The organism is Kitasatospora sp. NPDC056531, from assembly GCF_042794375.1.
Taxonomy (GTDB): Bacteria; Actinomycetota; Actinomycetes; order Streptomycetales; family Streptomycetaceae; genus Kitasatospora.
Genome location: NZ_JBHTTU010000068.1, coordinates 1 through 16,977, shown reverse-complemented (window position 1 = coordinate 16,977; position 16,977 = coordinate 1). Strand labels below are relative to the sequence as shown.

Genomic DNA, 16,977 nt, shown 5'->3' with positions numbered 1-16,977 from the left:
GAAGAGGAAAGAAAAAACCGCCACGTGATACACCCCCCCCCCCCCCCCTTCCCCCCCCCCCCTTCCCGCGCCCGCGGGGGGGGGCACGGCCGCCCGCACCCCGTTCCGAACTCCCGGAGGCACCGCGCGATGACCGACACCACCCGCCCCGACCCGGACCCCGCCACCGCGCCCGAGCGGCTGGAGCTGGCCGCGCATCCCGTCAGGACCGCGCCCGTCGAGCGGGACCTGGGCCGGGCGGTCCTCGACTCGCCGCTGGTGCGCGGCGCGATCTGGCTGCGCTGGACGCGTCACGACGGGATCCGCACCCTGCACCACGGCGCCGGCCTGGCCCGCGGCTGGACCGAGAAAGACATCGACGGCCTGGACGGCTGGGTGGCCCTGATCGACGGCCGGATCGTCCTCGGCGCGGGCCCGGACGGCCACCCGCGGCCCGTCGTGCACGACGAGGCCTGGCAGGCCGGGTCGACGCTGCACACGGCCCTCGCCCAGCATCCCGCCGACCCAGACGACCACGACGACGACCAGGCCGACGAGGCCGGGCTCGACGACCAGGAGCACGGGCTGCTCGGCGACATCCGCCGCCGGGTCCGCCAGCGGGCGGCCGGGACGAGCCTGCGCGCCATCACCCAGTCCCTCACCGCCCTCCAGGACCACGTGCGCACCGCCGACCGCTACGCCGACACCGGGGACGAGAAGGCCGCCCTCCCGGCCGCCACCGCCCGCGACGAATGGCAGCGCATCCACGACCACGTCGCCGCCACCGCCGCCCCGCTCTACGACCCGGACCAGGACAGCGAACTCCAACGCGCGCTACAGGCCGAACACCACCGCCGCGACATCGCCGACCGCCACGCCGAAGCCGCCTACCAGGCCCACCGGACCACCGATGTCGCCCACCGCCGCCCAGCCCCTCTACACCGCCCTCGACCGCGCCGGCCTCTACACACTGAGCGACGACGACCACCAGGCCGTCCGCGACCTCACCCACCACCTCGACCCCGCCACGCTGCGCCAGGTCATGAGCTGGCTCGAGCGCACCCGCACCGCGGCCCTCGCACTGCGCGGCACCGGGCAGGCCCCTGCTGCCCGGCCTGTCGTACACCGCCGCCGGTTCTGACGGACTGTGCCCGCCAAAGGTGTTGACCTTGCTGTTCGGCGGGCGTTGGATGGCGCTCCGGGCCGGGCCCCCATACCCGGCCCGCAGCACAGGAAGGAACCGATGCCCTGTGACCGACTCCCCCGCCGAGCAGCCGAGCACCCACCGCCGTATCGACTGCGAGGACTGCCAGGCCGGACCGGACAGCGGCGACATCCGCACCATCGCGATCGGCCGCGACAGGACCGTCACCGAGACCTGGCACACCGACCAGTGCCCCACCTACACGATCGAGCGGATCCTGATGGAGGCCGGCGCCGCGAAGGTCAAGGAACAGGACGCGAGGGCCAATGACGCCTTCCCCGCCGCCCACCAGCGACTCCATGACGCCGCAGCCGCCCTCCCGGCCGACAACGCCGCAGCACCGTTCGTCGCGGCCCTTCTGGAACTCGTCCAGGCCCAGGCCGACGAAACCGGCCGCTTCGTCGCCCTGCCGACCTGGACCGCGATCCTCGACCGGAACTTCCCACCGCAGGACCCCACCTGAGCGGCCCCACCCGCCACACGGTGCTCCGGTACGGCCCTGCAGAGCCCTCCAGCCGATGATGAACCCGAAGCCTCGCAATCCACCGCCACGGGACCAACGGCACGGCAGGAGAAACCCGGGAGGCTGCCACCTGTAGGTGGCGACCTCCCTGTGCCTTCTCGGGTCCCGGCAGCCCAGCGCCGACCCGCGGACACCATGCCGACCAGGCCGGGCCGCTACGCCCGCTCCACGCCGTGTCCGGCGAGCTGGCCCGGCGTCAGCTTCGCCTGCCTCGCCTTGGACGTTGTTCGAGGATGAACCCAGCTCCACCGGGCGCACCACGACCTGGTCCTCGCCGCCGGCCGCTCTTCGGCATTTGCTCTGGCTAGGCTTTCGCGGACTCGTGCTCGTCGGGCTGGCCGGCGTCGGCGGCACCGACGTCGTTCTGCTGTTTGAGGAGCAGGACCTCGCCGCAGAGGATGTAGGTGTTCAGCACGCACATGTTCGCGGCGCGCAGCGCGACCTCGGCGTGCACGCCTTTGTTGGTGAGCTTGTCGAACGCGGCGAACCTGTCGTGGAGGCCCTTCGCCATCGCGATCGTGGCGGCGGAGACGTTCTCGCTTTCGCTGACGTCCTTGATGAACTCGAACAGCCGGCTGCGGTAGGAGGGCTGGTCGAGCTTGAATCCCGCCACGGAGGGTTCCGGCCGGGCCGTGAAGACGTGGTCGACCACGGCCTCCAGGATCCGGCGGCAGGTGGTGAGGGCCTGCGACAGTTCCTCACCGGCCGGAGCGCCGCCGTCCCGGGTGGCCGCTTCGTTGAGGCGGCGGTAGACCGCGTTGAACCGTTGGACGAGGTTTGGCGCGTGCGTGCTGAGCAGTCGGTCCGTTACGGCCTTGTAGTTGCCGAAGATGGACTCGTTGATGGAGCTGTAGCCGAAGCGGCGTTCCCACTCGCACAGGTAGGAGAAGGTCCGGTTGCGGGTCCGGTCCTCGATCTCCCGCATCTTCAGGGAGCCCTGGAACTCCTGCAGGTCGAGGTGCTCCTGGAGATGGGCCGAGCGTTCCTTCCAGAAGTCCAGCTGGTCGAGCGAGTGCGCCAGGAACAGCGACTTCCCGGGGTCAAGCGGTCCGGCCGGGTCGTCCGACTGCAGTCGGTCGCGGACGTACTCGTCGAACGCGGCCTCCGACTCCCCATCCGCATGGCCCCAGGATGACGGATCCGGCATGAACCGCTTGGTAGTGGCGGCGTTGGCTCAGGGCGCGCCCCCGGCCGGCCGCAGTTCGTGCGCCAGACGCACCGCGGTCCGGGTATCGCCGATGAGCCCGGCTATTCGGACCGCGCGGCGAACGGAGACCCGAAGCGGGCGGTCGTCGAACTCGTCGAGTGCCTTGCGGACAAGGGCGAGGATGTCGTCTGTGGAGGCCATCCGCCGAATGTAGCCCGCACGTCGGACGGAGGGTACGGCCGGGCTGGACGCGGCCGGGCACGTCCTCGGGATGCCCCGCTCCGACAGCCGACACCGCCGAGGCGTAACCCCGGCTGCGCCCAGTGCATGGCGGCCGCACCGTAGAACCAGGCGGCCCCGGCCCGAACCCCCGAGCGGATCCGGGGGGCCGCTGGCTACCTGGAGGACTGAATGAGCGAACCATCGGAGGATGACCAGTGGGCAAGCGGCACCCGCTCGACCGCCTCGCGGAGTTGAGTCACAACGTCCGGCAACACTTCGTCCGCCAAGATTGGGAAAGGCACTACGAACAGGCCGAGCGGCTCGACCGCCTCACGAAGTCGATTGACAACGTCCGTCAAGACCTCGCCTGCCAGGGCGTTGAGCAGGCCAAGCGGCTCAAGGAAGTGGCCGCCTACAGTAAGCAAATCGAAGCCGCGCGTGACGTTCATGCCATGGATGAGAAACGGTTCGTAAAGAGCAGAAGGCGCTCTTTGACCACATTCGCCCTGTCCGTGGCCGCCCTGATTACTTCCGCCCTCGGCTTGGCGGTGGTAGGCCTACCGACTCAGAATGACGTCCAGGAACTGAAGCGCTGCGCGCCCGTTGTGGCTCAGGCTGGAGAGGTGGGGAGCAGAGCCGTCGCCGAGCAGGTGATTGCCGGTCAGTTCGACCCGGCCAACGCCAAGAACCTCAACCGAGTTCTGACAGAAGCCGAGGCCAACATCGAAGCCGTTCTCGGACAGGCCTCCCACTGCCTCGACCCGGCCGCACACACTCGCTTGGCGTCCACCCTGGGGCTGGTGAAGTCCGCTCAGAAAGTCCTCTCCGCCATCCCCGGACTTCTACCGGGCGGCAGCTCGGGCAACGCGTCGCCCACACCCAGCCCAAGTCCTTCATAGCCGCGCGACAGGCCAATGTCGTCGGCCCCGGTGTACAACTCACATCCAGGCCGACGACCGGTCTTCTCGGGACCGCTGCGCACCCTGCCGCACACCGCCGATAGACCCGCGCCGATGGGCCAGGCCGGGCCGGGCGGCGGTGGGACGACCAACGCCTCCAGCGCCTGAGCTGACCATACGCACGGAGGCCGCCACCCGCAGCGGGGTGGCGGCCTTCAGTGCTTTCTCGCCCGGGAGGCGAACGCCGTGTTGCGTCCGTGTTGGACGTGCCGGGGCTCGATCGGGGGGAGGACGGGCTCCCCGCTGGAACTGACCGAGAAGGCGGGCCCGGACCGGTTGGAGTGCCCGCAGTGCGCGGGTGACCGGGAGGTGGAGGGGCTGGGCCCGTTGGTGCTGCCCGCCCCGACCAAGCGGGAGCTGGTGGCCGCGCTGGTGTCCGCCCCGGACGATCCGTGGTGGGAGGTGCGGGTGCTGCACGCGAAGCAGTGGGGTTTTCCGCGGTTCTGTTGAGAGCCCTGTGTGTGCCTGGGTGCTGGTTGGGTGTTCGGCGTGTAGTGCCGTGGCGGCGTGCTGGGTGGGTCCGGGCATCGCGGTGGCGTTGTTGGGTGGGACTGTCGAGATGACGGTGAGCTCCGCCAGCTCGTTCCGCTGGAGTGGGGCCGCGGCTTCGCGGTCCGCGAGGGCGGCCGGGCCGTTGGGACCCCGCCGGCAGTCGTATCCCGAATCTGGGATATTCTCCTGGATGTGAGAGATTCGGAACTGTCCCCGGAGGACCTGCGACTTGCTGCCCGCCTGGCCGCGCTCCGCGCTGAGCACGGTTGGTCGCTGGACGACCTTGCCGTTCGCAGTGGCGTCAGCCGCTCCACGCTCTCGCGCCTGGAACGTGCCGAGATCAGCCCTACCGCCGCTCAGCTCGGCCGGCTCTGCTCCGCGTACGGCCGCACCATGTCCCGCCTGCTCGCCGAGGTCGAGGCCGAACCGCCCCAGCTGCTCCGCGCCCCGGACCAGCCGGTCTGGCGAGACCCCGCATCCGGCTTCGTCCGCCGCTCCGTCTCCCCGCCGCACGCGGGCCTGCGCGGCGAACTGATCGAGGGCACCCTGCGCCCCGGCGCCGCCATCGACTATGACGCCCCGCCCGTCCCCGGTATCGAACAGCACCTGTGGGTCCTGGACGGCACCCTGGAACTCACCGTCCGCGACGAGACCCACCAGCTGGCCACCGGCGACTGCCTGCGTTTCCGGCTCTGGGGCCGGTCCCGCTTCCACTGCCCGGGCCCGCGGCCGGTCCGCTACGCCCTCGCCATCGTCCTGCCGTGACGGCCGTGACCGCCTCGACTGCCTCGACTGCTGTGACCGCCTTGACCGCCGCGCCCCAGGGGGTACCCGCCATGACCGAGATCGTCCGCCTTGCTGCCGCCGACCTGACGGCCGACCAGGACGGGCTGGCCGACCTGCTGCTCGACGCAGTCGCCGACGGCGCGTCGATCGGCTTCCTCGACGGCCTCGACCGCACTGAGGCCGCCCGGTGGTGGCTCCAGTACGAGGACGCGCTGGCCGTCGGACACCGCCTGGGCTGGATCGCCCGCGACGCCGGCGGCCGGATCGTCGGCACCGTCAGCCTGGTCCTCGGCGACAAGGACAATGGCCGTCACCGCGCCGAGGTCGTCAAACTGATGGTCCACCGCGACGCCCGCGGCCAGGGCCTCGCCCGCCGCCTCCTCGACACCGCCGAGCGTGCCGCCGCTGCAGCCTCCGCCACCCTGCTGCTGCTTGACACACGCACCGACAGCCCCGCCGAACGGCTCTACCACTCGGCCGGCTGGACTCCGTACGGGCTCGTCCCCGGCTACGCCGCGGACCCCGACGGCACCCTCGCCTCCTCCACCTTCTTCTACAAAACCCTCGCCTGACCCACTCGGCGGCCGGCCTGGACTGGTTGGAGTGCCCCGAGTGCGTATAGGCCCGCGCCGCAAAGGACTTGGGCCCGCTGATGCTGCCGGTCCCCACCAAGCGCGAGCTGGTGGCCGCGCTGGTCTCCGCTCCGGAGGATCCGTGGTGGGAGGAGCGGGTGCTGCACGCCAAGCTCTACCCGGCGAGGGGCCGCTGGGTGTGACCTGTTGGTGTTGGTGGGCGTGGAATGGCCGCTCATGCCGGGTTGTCTGGACCTTTGGTTGTGCCTGTCGGGGTGGTGGCGGGGTGGGTGTTCAGGGCGGGGTTTGGTGACTGTGTGTGGTGGTGGGTGGGGTCGAAGGCCGGGTCGGCCTGCTTGGGGGCCGGTGGGGTGTTGTTGGGGTGTATTCGAGGGGTGAATTCCGCCGGGTGTTCCGTTCGGTTGTTTTGGCGGATTGGTTGCCGGTGGTGGTCTGAATTGGGGTTGGAAATTGCGGGGTGGGGGTGGTGGCGGGGGTCGGTGTTCGGTTTTGTCCGGGGTGGAGCCGCCGGGCCTCCGCGCCGTCCGGGCCTGCTGTGCCCTGCTCGGTCGCCGCCGTCCAGGCCTGGGTGCCGCCGTCTCGGGCCCGCCGTCCCTGGTGGTTGGGCCGTGCCTGTGCCCGCCTCGCTGGGCCGCCTGCCCGCCTGCTGCGCCGCTGTCCGGGGCCGTGTGGGCCGGGGGTCGCCGTCCGGGGCCCTCTGCGCCGCTGCGCCGCTCTGGTCGGTGCTGCGCGGCCGTCCCGGGCCTGCTGGGCACCGCCGTCCGGCTGGGTGGCTGGGTGGCCGTCAGGCCGCCCCGGGGGCTGTTCTGGTGGTGTCCGGGAGACCGTCCCGGTGGTCGTCCTGGTGGTGGGTGGGGGCTGTCGCGTCCTGCTGTCGCGTTGCCTGTCGCGTGGGGTGCTGTCGCGCCGTGTGACGTGGGCGGATATCCCTGATCCCCTGTGTGTGGTGGGGGCGCGACAGGTGGGTGCGACAGGGTGCCGGGGTGGGGCCGCGGCTGCTGCTCGGGTGGTGGCTGCTGCCGGTGCCGGCGATCGCCAGGAGGCGGTTGTCCTGGCCGCCGTCCGGGGTCGCCGACGCCGTCCCGGGTCCGCCGTCCGGGGTGGCCGGGACGGCGGCCGCTGTCGGGGCCGGCCTTCTCCTGGTGGTGGTGTTCGGCGGCCGGGTGGTCGGTGGCTTGGTGGTGGGTGCCGACTGCAACGCGGGGGTGCAACGCGGTGTTGCGGTGGGGTGGAACACGGGGCCGTGTTGCGGGTCTGACCTGGTGTTATGTGGCCGGGGGCGGGGGCGGGCGGGTGTGTTGGACTTCGTGTTGCGGCGGGCTGCGCCGGTCCGCCGGCCTCGGATCCTCCCCGCTGCCCGCCCGCGCTGTCCCCGCCCTGGCGCCCGGTGCCGCGCCCTGCCGGTCCGTTGTTGGGCCCTGGCTGCCGTCCTGGGCGGCCGCCAGGCCGTCCCGCTGCGCCCGTCCTGGCCGCCGTCCTGGCCGTCCCGGCTCCTGGGTTGCCCGGCCGTCGCGGGCCGCGCTCCCCGTCGTCCTGGCCCGGTGTTCGGTTTGGTGTCGCCGTCCCGGGAATTGCCCGGGTGACGCTGGACGGGATTTCTTGGGCGGTCTGGAATGGCGGTCGCCGTGTAGGCGTGGAGGGCCGTAGGCCCCTTTTCGGCGTGCCTGAATTCGATTCATGGCCGCTGCGCCTCGCAAGGCTTTCGGATTGCCGCCTGAAAGGGAGCAGAAGGGAATTCTCACCGTGAATGCGGCCGGATAGAGCCAGGATGGATGGCCGCCGCGAGGTTGACTGTTCGCATCCCGTGCCCGTTCGGGGACCGGTAGGATAGAGCTGTACGGAAGCCGGGGAAATGCCGCCGGATACGCTTCGAATTCCGGTCCGGAATCTGAGGTTGAGGGCTTGTCAGGGACCGTCGCACGGGGCGTCCGTGAGGTGATGATCGGCGTGATGTTTTCAGTGGGTTCGGCGTTGCTGTTCACTCGGGGTTGGGTGGTGGTTCTTCCTGGTCAGGGGTGTGTTGTGAGTGGGCAGTGGTGAAGGGCCGCGCTGATGTCGTGGTGAAGCGTCACGCCGAAGTACGGTGAAGGACGGACGCCGATCGTTATCGCGCTGCTGGGGTCCGGCTGGCGGCGGTGCGGCCCTGGGCGGGGCTCTTGTGGGCGTCGTATATGGGAAGCGGCAGGTTGGTCGGTTCCGGCAGGATGGCGCGGTGAACTTCTTCCTCCGTCGTCAGCAGCCTGTCTCGCAGCCTTCCCCGGGCGCGGACGCCCTGGAGCGTGTCCGGCTGCTGGTCGCCGGTGAGCGGGCCGCGGACGGAAGTGTGCTGGAGGAGTTGACCGCCGCGCTGCTGGAGGTCGGCTCGACCGGAAGCGCTGAAGACTCGTTCGAGGCGCTGCGCACGCTGACGGAGCGCCCGGCACTGCTGCTGCGCCTGGACGCTTTCATACGGCGGGAGTGGTGGCACCCGACGCGTCCCACCCCGCGGCCCGCCGAAGCCGACCCGGTCGCGCTCGCCCTCGCCGCCTCGCACGCCGACGGCCGCATCCGCGAGCGCGCGGTGCGCCGGATGCTGGACCAGCCGCACCCCGGGACGATGCCGTTCCTCGTGCTGCGCACCAGCGACTGGGTCCGCCAGGTTCGGGACGCGGCGAGCGCGGGCCTGGCCGTGCTGCTCCATGGCGACCCGCTGCTGGCCACCCCGGCGACCGTGCGCACGGCCCTGCTGATCAACCGGCGCCGACGCGGCGCATTCGCCCACGGCCAGTTGCTCGTGTCGTTGCTGACCGGGTCGACCAGGGCCCTGGCCGGAACGCTCCTCGCGGCCCCCGAGGCGCCGGTGCGCCGCTTCGCCCTGGACGCCGTCGCCCACCGCCTCGGGCTCCGTGACCTCGCGGCCCTCGCCGAGCGCGACTCCGACCGCCGGGTCAGGGCCCGGGCCGCGGAGGCCGCCGCCCGTCAGGCGGTGTGGACCGACCAGGCCGAGCTGCTGCGCCGGCTGGCCCGCAGCCGTCACGCCGAGGTGCGCGTCACCGCTCTCACGGGGCTGATGCGCACCGGCTCCCCGCAGAGCGTGGTGGCGTACCTCGACGACCCGTCCGCGCAGGTCCGGGCCTTGGCACGGGAGGCGGCGCGCCGCACCGGCACGGACCCGCTGACGCACTACCAGGCGGCCGTCCGGGCCGACGAGCCGCAGGTCGGGGCGGTCGCGGGGCTCGCCGAGACCGGTGGCCGGGCCGACGTCCCCCTGCTCTCCGCGCTCCTGGACAACCCGGCGCCCCAGGTCCGCGTCCACGCCCTGCGGGCCCTGCGGAGCCTCGACGTGGTGCCCGTGCCCCGGGTCACGGTGCTGCTGCGGGACGACTCCGCCGCGGTGGTCAAGGAGGCAGCCGCGGCCCTCGTCCCCAGCGCCACCCGGCTGCCCGCCGACCTGCTGTGGGACATGCTCACCGACCCGCAGCGGCCGGCCGTGCGGCGCGCGGGCTACCGGCTGCTGAGCCGGCGCGACCGCCTCACCGCACTGCGCGCCGCCGTCCTCGCGAGCGGCGACACCCACCCCCGGCTCGCCGCCCAGGGCAGGACCGACGCCACCACACGGATCCGCGAACTCACCCCGCACCCCTGGCTCACTCGCCCGGTCCCGACCCTCGACGCCGACCCCGTACAGGCCGCCGAACTGCTCACCCTGGCGGAGGAACGCCGCACCGTCCTCACCGAGGACGTGATCCAGCTGCTGCGCGACGCGCTTCGTCCGGTGCCCGGCAGCCGGTAGCCAGGTCGCAGGCAGGCGCACCTCGTGCGGCCCGCTCGTGTTCGGCGTGTGGTTTTCACCGGGTTCGGCGCAGGCGTTCACTCCTGGCCGTCGGCCGGTCTGCTCCGGCTGGCCGGGTGTCCCCACGGGTGGGTCGTAGCGCATGGCCTGCCTGGAATCCGGTGAAGCATCGCGCCGAGGCCGCGATGAGTACCTGTTTCTGAGGGTGTGCGAAGCGTTCGTCCGGGCCAGGAATCGAACAGGCCTCAGCTCAGATGTTGCTGGCGAGCCGGATCGGTGTCGTGAGGAGGAAGAGCTGGCCGGCCGCGGCGGTGGGCTGGAAGTCGAAGACGTTGGTGAATGGTCCGGTGATCAGCAGCAGGGTGCTGTGCTCGCGGACCTGACGGCGCCACTCGCGGGTGGCGGCGATCTCGCCGTCGAACCAGGTCAGGCCGCCGGGGCGGTGGATCGTCAGCCGGGCGCCGGCCAGGACGGCGGACCAGGTGGGCTGAGGTCCGGCGGCCAGCGCGGGGGCGGTGTGGCGGTCGGCCCAGCCGTCTTCGAGGACCAGCAGGCGGCCGGGGGCTGCGGGGACGACCAGGACCGGGCGGCGGTCAGGCATCAGCTCGGGCCAGGGCTGGCCGCCCAGGCCGGTGCTGCTGATCATCTCCATGCGCGGCCCCTTCCCCCGGTCCGGGTCGTTCACCCCGCCTGCCGGATGGATCACATCATCGGCCAGGTGCCGGCCGCGGCGCCGGCGAATCCGCTGACGGGCCGTTGAGGGCCGTGGGAGAGTGGGTCTGGCCGGTTCGTTCGGCTGGTCAGGGGTCGGTCGGTGGACCGACTCCGAGAATGATCAGTCCCGCCGACACTCCCGTCCCATCTACAGGAACGATCCGGCGCTGCATGGGATCCAAGGGGATGGCTCGATCTCCTACTACGACGGGTAGGGGGCCGATAGGAACGGACAAGAAAGCCGGTCCCGCTGTCAGTACGACGCCATTGCGGGGGACTTGAGCTGCTGGTTGCGGGTCAGGCCCGGCACCGCGCAGACGCAACGCAAACGGGTCTGGCTCCCACCCAGGTGGGGCCAGACCCGTTCCGCGGCTCAGTCACTTCGGGATCTGCGCCGGCTGCTCGACCTCGATCGCGATCGTCTTGTGGATCTTGTCCGCCCAGGTCTGCCCCTTCGTGTCCCAGGCAGGCCGCGCCATCCCGAGCCACAGCGGCTCGGCGAGCACAGACCGTTCGGCACCCGCAGCGAACAGGACGACCGGTGCGACGGCGACCAGGAGCACGACGCCACTGACACCGCTCACCGGAAACGGTACTGACACTTTCACCAGAGCCCACAGTGCCGCCGTCCCGGGCCGCGCGGTCCGGGTGCCTGCCGCCGCCCTGACACCGGATCCGGCCCGGCACTGCGAACCCAGCGCCGGGCCGGTGCCGGGCGGCTCCTAGACTCCCGTCCGTGATCGCACCGTCGAACCCGCACCTTGCCCAGCTCCTCGACCAGTCCGCTGAGGGGGATTCCGGCGCCATGGACGTGTTCATCGCGCTGTTCGACGGCGGGATGTACGTCCCGATCGCCGCACCCGGCCAGGTGATCACTGGCCGCAACCCGGCGGGTGAGCCCATCCTGCTCGGGTTCGCCGACGCCGGGCTGGGCCGGGACGTGCCGTCGGCCGTCGGCACCTCGTACTGCGACGCGGCCGGGCTGATGGCGATGCTGGCGGGGACCGGCGCCGTGGAGCTGGTGCTCCGCTCCCGGCACGGTCAGGCCCGCCTGCCCCGGCTGCTGCTGGAGCGCTGGGCGGACAGCTTCCCCGACGACCGGCTGCGGCTCGGCCCGGCCACCGGCCCGGACGCCCGGGCCCTGCACGAAGCGCTGACCCGCCGGGTGCCCGGGTTCCCGGCGGTCCGCGCCGCCTGGCTGTCCCTGGCCCGCTGGCCCGACTCCCCCGAATCCCAACTCCTGCTGCACGTCGCCGTGGACGAGGACCCGCCCGGCCCGATCGCGAACCACCTGCTGCGGGCCCTGCTACAGGAAGAGGCCCTGCGCCACCTGTCCTACCCCGAGGTCGCCGTCGTCCCACTGCACCCCCTCGCGCACGCACACACCATCGCCGAGCTGGACGGCCTCGGCCTGGCGACAGTGCGCAACGACGCCAGGCCGACCCGCTCGAGGTAACCGCACCTCCGACTCACCCCGTCAGGCAGCATCTGACGACCACCCCCGTGGGCGCCTGGAGAAGGCCCGGGAGGCCAATGCCGCGCTGCGCGCGTGCTGGACGTGCCGGGGCTCTATCGGGGGGAAGGTGGGCTCCCCGCTGGAACTGACCGAGAAGGCCGGCGCGGACCGGTTGGAGTGCCCGCAGTGCGCGGGTGACCGGGAGGTGGAGGGGCGGGGCCCGCTGGTGCTGCCCGCCCCGACCAAGCGGGAGCTGGTGGCCGCGTTGGTCTCCGCTCCGGACGATCCGTGGTGGGAGGAGCGCGTGCTCCACGCGAAGCTCTACCCGGCGAAGGACCGTGGGGCGTGACCTGTTGGATGCTGGGGGCGTGTTTTGGCCTCTCTGTGAAGTTGCACTTTGTTGTCGTGGTGAGCCGCAGCAGTTTGTCGCGTTGTCTCGTGGGCTGATACCTGGTCAGAGGCGGTAGCGGTCGGTCCGGCGTCATCGTGGTGCAGTTTTCGGCGTCATGCTGGTGACGTTTCCGCTGGTCAGCATCATGTGGTTTCCCATGCCCCAACTGCGACCACAACCGCCGCCTCAACGGCCGCCCGCCGATCATCCTGCCCAAGCCCACCAACCGCGACCGCCGCTGGCAAGCTCGACGACCCCTACTGGCACATCCGCCTGCACCACGCCGAGAAGCACCCCGACCGCTGATCAGGCCCCACGCAATGGAAGCCGGGGCGCCACCCCGGCCCAGCCGTTTAGGCGGTGCGCGCCACAGGCAATGGGATGCAGCGCGCACCGCCCGCCCGATCCTGCCAGAGCCCCGCTACCCGGCCCCGGCCGGGAGACCTGGCCACCACACCACCGCGCCCCGCCAAGCACATGCCGATGAAGCGAAATTCCACCCAGAACAGAAAAATCAACGGTGCATCGAAGAATTATTTAGAGCGAAAATTCGCCACTCGCCAACGACACATCAGAGGGACCGCCAAGCCTCATATGCGAAAGCCAGCCAAAAACAGTCCAGGCACATAAGCGCCGAACGGCACGCCAATCGAATACAACGAATGCACGCAAGCCTGTCTCTACAGCCCGGACCTCCGCCCCCGGGTGAGTGCTGCGCCCTGCCCGACCGCTGCGCCGGGCCTGCTCGCTGCCGTCCGGGCTGCCGACCGGCTGTGCTGGGCTTGAACGTAGGTACCACCGCAGGTGGTACCGAGGGCGTGGTGGGGGCGTGGCGGCGGCTGAGGTGGGGGTGGCGGGTCTTGCCTCCAAGGGTGGCGGGCCGGGCGGTGCGGGCGCGTCCGTCGGCGGCAGGAGCGGGGGGTCGGCCGGTGCGACCCGGGTCGTGGGCCCCGGGGCGTGTGGCGCAGTGGTGCAGCCGGGGGAAGGGTCAGGTGCTGCCGCCCCCGCCGCCGCCGTTGACGGTGGCCGCGACGGCGCCGATGCTGCCGTCACCGGCGAGGGAGACGCTCAGGGTGAGGAACTTGATCGGTTGCGGTGGGGCGATCGGGACCGGCGGAATGATCGGGGTTGGCGGGAATTCGAGGAAGGTGGGCTCGAAGGTCAGCCGGACCGGCTGCGGCGGGAATTCGGTGCGTTCCGTGTCGGTGCCGACGAAGCGGTAGGTGCGGCCACTGGTGAGGCCGCGGCCGGTGGTGTCGATCAGGCGGCTGACGACCTGGACGTCGATGTCGTTACCGCCGGCCAGCGTGCGCACCCGCACGTCCAGGGTGCCGGTCACGGCGATGTTCTCGGTGGTGCCGGCGATCGTGCCGGACAGCGGGAGCCGGACGTGCTTGAAATGCACCAGCGGAAGGACCGCGGTGACGGCGGTCGGGACAGCGGTTGGGACGGCGGCGGCGGGGGCGGCGGTCGCGGGGACGGCGGCCAGGCCGAGCACGACCGGCAGCAGGCCGGCCGTGGCGGCAGCGCGTTGGAGGACGCGGCGCATGGATCACTCCTCATCAGGGTCAGGTGGGCGAGCGGGCGTGCCCACGCGGCCGAGAGCCGTGGCGGCCGCCCACCGCCCACCTCACCCGAGGTGCCCGCGCGTGTCGCGCCCAGGCGGGCACTCGGCCCAACGCCCCGCTCGCCGGCGACCCGGGGCGGTGCCTGGGCGGGGGCTGTGAGCCTGCCGGGGTTGTGTCATGGGGGTGCTGTTGTCCCTGGTGGCGGGGTGTTCTGTGGGCCTGTGGGGCCTGTAGGGCGGTCGTTGCGGTCGTCGTCCGCCTCGGCGTCGTTGCGGCCGCCGTTCGGGCCGCCCTGCTGCGCCTGGCTCTGGGCTTGCTGTGCCGGCGTGCCGGGCCGGGGCCGCGCGTGCTCGGGCCGGGCCGCGCCGTCGTCCCTGCGCCTGCCGTCGGGCGGCGGGCGGCCGGGCTGGGCCCCGCGCCCGGTGCTGTGCTGTGGCCCTGGTGACCGGCGCCGCCCGCTGCGCGCGGCCTCCCCGGGGCCGCTCTGGTCCGCCTCGGCCTCGTTCCGGCCGCGCTGCCGGCCGGCTCGCCGTATGAACGGGCCACACGGTTCTTCGCCTCTTCGCCCGCGGGACGCCGTTGACATCCGCTCGGCGGCAACCAGTACCTGGACTCCCTGGCCTGCGTCGACTGCGGCCAGGTCCCCGAGCAGGAGAGCACCTGGGAGTACGGGCTCCACGGCCGGTGGACCCGACGTCCCGGCGGCCGCTGCTACCCCCGCCACCACAAGCACGAGGAACGCCAGGAGAAGGCCGCCGCCAAGGCCCGGGGGCGCCTGGAGAAGGCCCGGGAGACCAACGCCGCGCTGCGCCCGTGCTGGACGTGCCGGGGCTCTATCGGCGGGGAGGCGGGCTCGCCGCTGGAGCTCGATGAGAAGGCGGGCCCGGACCGGTTGGAGTGCCCGCAGTGTGTGAGCGACCGGGAGGTGGAGGGGCTGGGCCCGTTGGTGCTGCCCGCGCCGACGAAGCGGGAGCTGGTGGCCGCGTTGGTCTCTGCTTCGGACGATCCGTGGTGGGAGGAGCGGGTGCTGCACGCGAAGCTGTTCCCGGCGAAGGACCGGAAATGACCTGCTGGTTCAGCGGCAGAGTTCGAAGATGATGTCGTCGAAGTCGGGGAACTGCTGGCCCGCGTGTTCGGTGATGGCTGCGGCCGGGCGGCGCCGGTCCGGGGCGAAGCGTTCCGCGACGGCGGTCCGCTCCGCGCTGGGGTGTGGGGTCCAGTCGAAGTGGTAGTCGGTGGATGCCTCGAAGGGGCCGAAACCGGCGGCGAGGACCCACAGGAAGTCGGCCAGGTCGGCGGCGACGACGCCGGTTTCGCCCTCGGATCCCATGAAGACGACCGGCTGGTCGGCCAGCGGGTGGTCGGGGCGGACCAGCCAGAACGCCGCGTACCCGCCGGCGCCGTTCTGCCCGAACACCCGGAAGTCGTTGCCGGTCGCCTCGTCGTTGCCGGTCCAGAGGCGGAGCCAGTCGGTGGTGTCCTCGGCGCAGAGGAATGCGTCGAAGGGCTCGAAGTCGATGCCCTCGCCGCCGTCGTAGTCGAACGGCACCGCCAGCGCGGCGGCCAGTGCCGTGGGGAACCGTCGATCATTGGTAGCTGTCATGCGGAGAACCTACCGGGGCCGCGTCGGTGGGGGGTCGTAGGGTTCGATGGGTGACGACCTCTGATGCGTTTGCCGGTCTGCCGGTGCCTGATGTTCTGCCCGATCCGTGGGTGGTGGTGCGGGAGACCGACTGGTTGTCTCTGGACACCGGGTTCGGGACGGGTGAGGAGGTACCTGGGGTGCTGGTCCGGTTGCGTGGTCCGGATCTGACGGCGGAGGAGACCGGGCAGGTTCTCGGTGACCTCGGGCTGCGGCACCAGAACTCCATCTACGAGGCGACCGTGCCAGCGGCGTTGTGTGTCGCGGCTGTCCTGGCACGCCGTGCGGACCAATACCCGGGGGCGGCGGACGGGGTGTGCGTGCTGTTGCTGGAGTGGCTGGCCGATGTCGCCTTCGACTTCGACGATGCATGTCCGGAGGCTCTCCAGCACCGCTTCGACGACGTTTTCGTGGACGGGTACACCCCGGTGATGGTCGCGGCGCGTGCCCTGAGGCCGGCGCTGTACCTGGCCGTCGCGCCGTTCCTCGACGACCCCGACACGGCCGTCGCCGACACCGCGCTGTCTGCCGCCCTGGTGTTCGCCGAGCACCCCGGTCTCGCCGGGCACCGTGACGGCCTGGCCGAGCGTGCCCGCCGCGTTCTGCTCACCTGCGACATTCGGTGGCGACGCCGGCAGGCTCTCGATGCCCTGAACGCCTGGGGTCACGACACCACCGGCCTTGCCCGGCCCGGCGACGAGGACCGCAGCCCGTACGTCACTGGCCGGTCCTGGGGCGGCGGCTGGCACCCGGAGAACCCGCCATTCTGATCGTGGCGGGTGTGAGGCTCCCCGGTTCCCACGGTGGACCGGGGAGCCGGGGGGTCAGCCAGGGATGAGGCCGTCGTCGCTGAGCATCTCGCGGACCTCGTCCATGGTCGCGTCGGGCGCGGGCAGGATCAGCTCGGAGGGTTCCAGGGCGTCGTCGGGCAGGGGAGTGCCCAGGCGGCGTACGGCGTCCAGGAGGGCTCCCAGGGTTCTCCGGAAGCCTTCTTCGTCGCCGGCCTCCATCTCTTCCAGCAGCTCGTCGTCGAGCTTGTTCAGCTCGGTGAAGTGCGAGTCGGCCAGCTTCACTTGACCCTCGCCCATGATGCGCGTGATCACGGGGGTCTCCCTTCTGCGAGTGATGCTCCCTGCCGGAGTGGTTGGAGCGCTGCCCATCCCATCGCTCTTCCACCGGTGGCGCTGGCGGGCCCGGGCGCGTGGCGGACGCCGTTCACCCGCACGAGCGCCTGGATGTGACCTGTTGGCGTTGTGGAGCGTGGAATGGCCCCGCACGTCGGGTTGTCTGGACCTTTGGTTGTGTCTGTCGGGGGCGTGGGTCGGCGTGGGTGTGGGCTGGGGTTTGGTAACTGAGTGTGGTGGTGGGTGGGGTCGGGGGTGGGGTGGGGTGGGGCTGCTCGAGGGGCCGATGGGCGTTGTGGGTGAAGTTCCACCAAGGCCGGGTAGTTAAGGATTTCGGCCGGGGTGCAAGGTGGGGGCCGCTGGTGTGGCGGCTGCCGTGTAGCGGCCCCTGCGGACCTTCTTGAT

General features: G+C 71.7%; 19 protein-coding genes. 12 read left to right on the top strand and 7 right to left on the bottom strand.

Translation table 11 applies throughout. The features are described from left to right. Window positions 1–129 precede the first annotated feature (129 nt). On the top strand, window positions 130–1,146 hold the full coding sequence (locus ACFQ87_RS34455) for a hypothetical protein (protein ID WP_380614845.1): 1,017 nt from the start codon (window positions 130–132) through the stop codon (window positions 1,144–1,146). Window positions 1,147–1,229: 83 nt separating this feature from the next. Beyond that, window positions 1,230–1,646 carry a hypothetical protein gene (locus ACFQ87_RS34450; RefSeq protein ID WP_380614844.1) on the top strand — a complete coding sequence of 139 codons (417 nt, stop codon included), beginning with the start codon at window positions 1,230–1,232 and terminating at the stop codon, window positions 1,644–1,646. 364 nt (window positions 1,647–2,010) lie between these two features. Here ACFQ87_RS34450 and ACFQ87_RS34445 read toward each other — a convergent pair whose 3' ends face one another. Further along, the gene (locus ACFQ87_RS34445) at window positions 2,011–2,853 is read right to left on the bottom strand and encodes a hypothetical protein (protein ID WP_380614843.1); all 843 of its coding nucleotides are present in this window, start codon (window positions 2,851–2,853) and stop codon (window positions 2,011–2,013) included. A gap of 27 nt (window positions 2,854–2,880) precedes the next feature. Continuing rightward, the gene (locus tag ACFQ87_RS34440; protein ID WP_380614842.1) at window positions 2,881–3,054 is read right to left on the bottom strand and encodes a hypothetical protein; all 174 of its coding nucleotides are present in this window, start codon (window positions 3,052–3,054) and stop codon (window positions 2,881–2,883) included. 236 nt (window positions 3,055–3,290) lie between these two features. Here ACFQ87_RS34440 and ACFQ87_RS34435 point away from each other — a divergent pair, with 236 nt between their 5' ends. The 6 genes from ACFQ87_RS34435 to ACFQ87_RS34410 all read left to right on the top strand — a co-directional run bounded on the left by ACFQ87_RS34435 (window position 3,291) and on the right by ACFQ87_RS34410 (window position 9,677). Then, window positions 3,291–3,974 (top strand): hypothetical protein, encoded by a 684-nt coding sequence (locus ACFQ87_RS34435; RefSeq protein WP_380614841.1) that lies wholly within the window; start codon window positions 3,291–3,293, stop codon window positions 3,972–3,974. A gap of 246 nt (window positions 3,975–4,220) precedes the next feature. Then, entirely contained in the window at window positions 4,221–4,484 is a 264-nt protein-coding gene (locus tag ACFQ87_RS34430) for a hypothetical protein (protein ID WP_380614840.1), read from the top strand. Window positions 4,485–4,718: 234 nt separating this feature from the next. Next, window positions 4,719–5,291 carry a helix-turn-helix domain-containing protein gene (locus ACFQ87_RS34425; RefSeq protein ID WP_380614839.1) on the top strand — a complete coding sequence of 191 codons (573 nt, stop codon included), beginning with the start codon at window positions 4,719–4,721 and terminating at the stop codon, window positions 5,289–5,291. Window positions 5,292–5,362: 71 nt separating this feature from the next. Then, window positions 5,363–5,884 (top strand): GNAT family N-acetyltransferase, encoded by a 522-nt coding sequence (locus ACFQ87_RS34420; RefSeq protein ID WP_380614838.1) that lies wholly within the window; start codon window positions 5,363–5,365, stop codon window positions 5,882–5,884. Window positions 5,885–5,964: 80 nt separating this feature from the next. Further along, window positions 5,965–6,087, top strand: coding sequence for a hypothetical protein (locus ACFQ87_RS34415; RefSeq protein ID WP_380614837.1), 123 nt, complete (start codon window positions 5,965–5,967; stop codon window positions 6,085–6,087). 2,030 nt (window positions 6,088–8,117) lie between these two features. Continuing rightward, the gene (locus ACFQ87_RS34410) at window positions 8,118–9,677 is read left to right on the top strand and encodes a HEAT repeat domain-containing protein (protein ID WP_380614836.1); all 1,560 of its coding nucleotides are present in this window, start codon (window positions 8,118–8,120) and stop codon (window positions 9,675–9,677) included. 250 nt (window positions 9,678–9,927) lie between these two features. Here ACFQ87_RS34410 and ACFQ87_RS34405 read toward each other — a convergent pair whose 3' ends face one another. Together ACFQ87_RS34405 and ACFQ87_RS34400 are read right to left on the bottom strand one after the other, a co-directional pair. Continuing rightward, window positions 9,928–10,329 (bottom strand): hypothetical protein, encoded by a 402-nt coding sequence (locus tag ACFQ87_RS34405; RefSeq protein ID WP_380614835.1) that lies wholly within the window; start codon window positions 10,327–10,329, stop codon window positions 9,928–9,930. 439 nt (window positions 10,330–10,768) lie between these two features. Continuing rightward, window positions 10,769–10,954 carry a hypothetical protein gene (locus ACFQ87_RS34400; RefSeq protein WP_380614834.1) on the bottom strand — a complete coding sequence of 62 codons (186 nt, stop codon included), beginning with the start codon at window positions 10,952–10,954 and terminating at the stop codon, window positions 10,769–10,771. 173 nt (window positions 10,955–11,127) lie between these two features. Between ACFQ87_RS34400 and ACFQ87_RS34395 the strand changes: the two genes are divergently transcribed. Next, window positions 11,128–11,847 carry a hypothetical protein gene (locus ACFQ87_RS34395; RefSeq protein ID WP_380614833.1) on the top strand — a complete coding sequence of 240 codons (720 nt, stop codon included), beginning with the start codon at window positions 11,128–11,130 and terminating at the stop codon, window positions 11,845–11,847. A 127-nt stretch (window positions 11,848–11,974) separates the two neighbouring features. Then, a complete protein-coding gene (locus tag ACFQ87_RS34390) occupies window positions 11,975–12,196 on the top strand; it encodes a hypothetical protein (RefSeq protein ID WP_380614832.1) in 222 nt (73 codons plus the stop codon). A 1,030-nt stretch (window positions 12,197–13,226) separates the two neighbouring features. Here ACFQ87_RS34390 and ACFQ87_RS34385 read toward each other — a convergent pair. After that, window positions 13,227–13,787 carry a hypothetical protein gene (locus tag ACFQ87_RS34385; RefSeq protein WP_380614831.1) on the bottom strand — a complete coding sequence of 187 codons (561 nt, stop codon included), beginning with the start codon at window positions 13,785–13,787 and terminating at the stop codon, window positions 13,227–13,229. A 929-nt stretch (window positions 13,788–14,716) separates the two neighbouring features. On the opposite strand from ACFQ87_RS34385, the gene ACFQ87_RS34380 reads away from it, so the two are divergent. Next, window positions 14,717–14,872 (top strand): hypothetical protein, encoded by a 156-nt coding sequence (locus ACFQ87_RS34380; protein ID WP_380614830.1) that lies wholly within the window; start codon window positions 14,717–14,719, stop codon window positions 14,870–14,872. Between the two features lie 9 nt (window positions 14,873–14,881). Here ACFQ87_RS34380 and ACFQ87_RS34375 read toward each other — a convergent pair whose 3' ends face one another. Further along, complete coding sequence (locus ACFQ87_RS34375; protein ID WP_380614829.1) at window positions 14,882–15,409, bottom strand: SMI1/KNR4 family protein; 528 nt, start codon at window positions 15,407–15,409, stop codon at window positions 14,882–14,884. Between the two features lie 50 nt (window positions 15,410–15,459). On the opposite strand from ACFQ87_RS34375, the gene ACFQ87_RS34370 reads away from it, so the two are divergent. Next, window positions 15,460–16,218 (top strand): hypothetical protein, encoded by a 759-nt coding sequence (locus tag ACFQ87_RS34370; RefSeq protein WP_380614828.1) that lies wholly within the window; start codon window positions 15,460–15,462, stop codon window positions 16,216–16,218. A gap of 54 nt (window positions 16,219–16,272) precedes the next feature. On the opposite strand, the gene ACFQ87_RS34365 is transcribed toward ACFQ87_RS34370, so the two are convergent. Then, window positions 16,273–16,551 carry a hypothetical protein gene (locus ACFQ87_RS34365; RefSeq protein WP_380614827.1) on the bottom strand — a complete coding sequence of 93 codons (279 nt, stop codon included), beginning with the start codon at window positions 16,549–16,551 and terminating at the stop codon, window positions 16,273–16,275. Between the last annotated feature and the right edge of the window lie 426 nt (window positions 16,552–16,977).

Bases quoted from the DNA above. Each gene is read 5' to 3' on its own strand.
- ACFQ87_RS34455 (WP_380614845.1), top strand. From the start codon at position 130: ATGACCGACACCACCCGCCCCGACCCGGACCCCGCCACCGCGCCCGAG.
- ACFQ87_RS34445 (WP_380614843.1), bottom strand. From the start codon at position 2,853: ATGCCGGATCCGTCATCCTGGGGCCATGCGGATGGGGAGTCGGAGGCC.
- ACFQ87_RS34440 (WP_380614842.1), bottom strand. From the start codon at position 3,054: ATGGCCTCCACAGACGACATCCTCGCCCTTGTCCGCAAGGCACTCGAC.
- ACFQ87_RS34420 (WP_380614838.1), top strand. From the start codon at position 5,363: ATGACCGAGATCGTCCGCCTTGCTGCCGCCGACCTGACGGCCGACCAG.
- ACFQ87_RS34415 (WP_380614837.1), top strand. From the start codon at position 5,965: ATGCTGCCGGTCCCCACCAAGCGCGAGCTGGTGGCCGCGCTGGTCTCC.
- ACFQ87_RS34405 (WP_380614835.1), bottom strand. From the start codon at position 10,329: ATGGAGATGATCAGCAGCACCGGCCTGGGCGGCCAGCCCTGGCCCGAG.
- ACFQ87_RS34385 (WP_380614831.1), bottom strand. From the start codon at position 13,787: ATGCGCCGCGTCCTCCAACGCGCTGCCGCCACGGCCGGCCTGCTGCCG.
- ACFQ87_RS34375 (WP_380614829.1), bottom strand. From the start codon at position 15,409: ATGACAGCTACCAATGATCGACGGTTCCCCACGGCACTGGCCGCCGCG.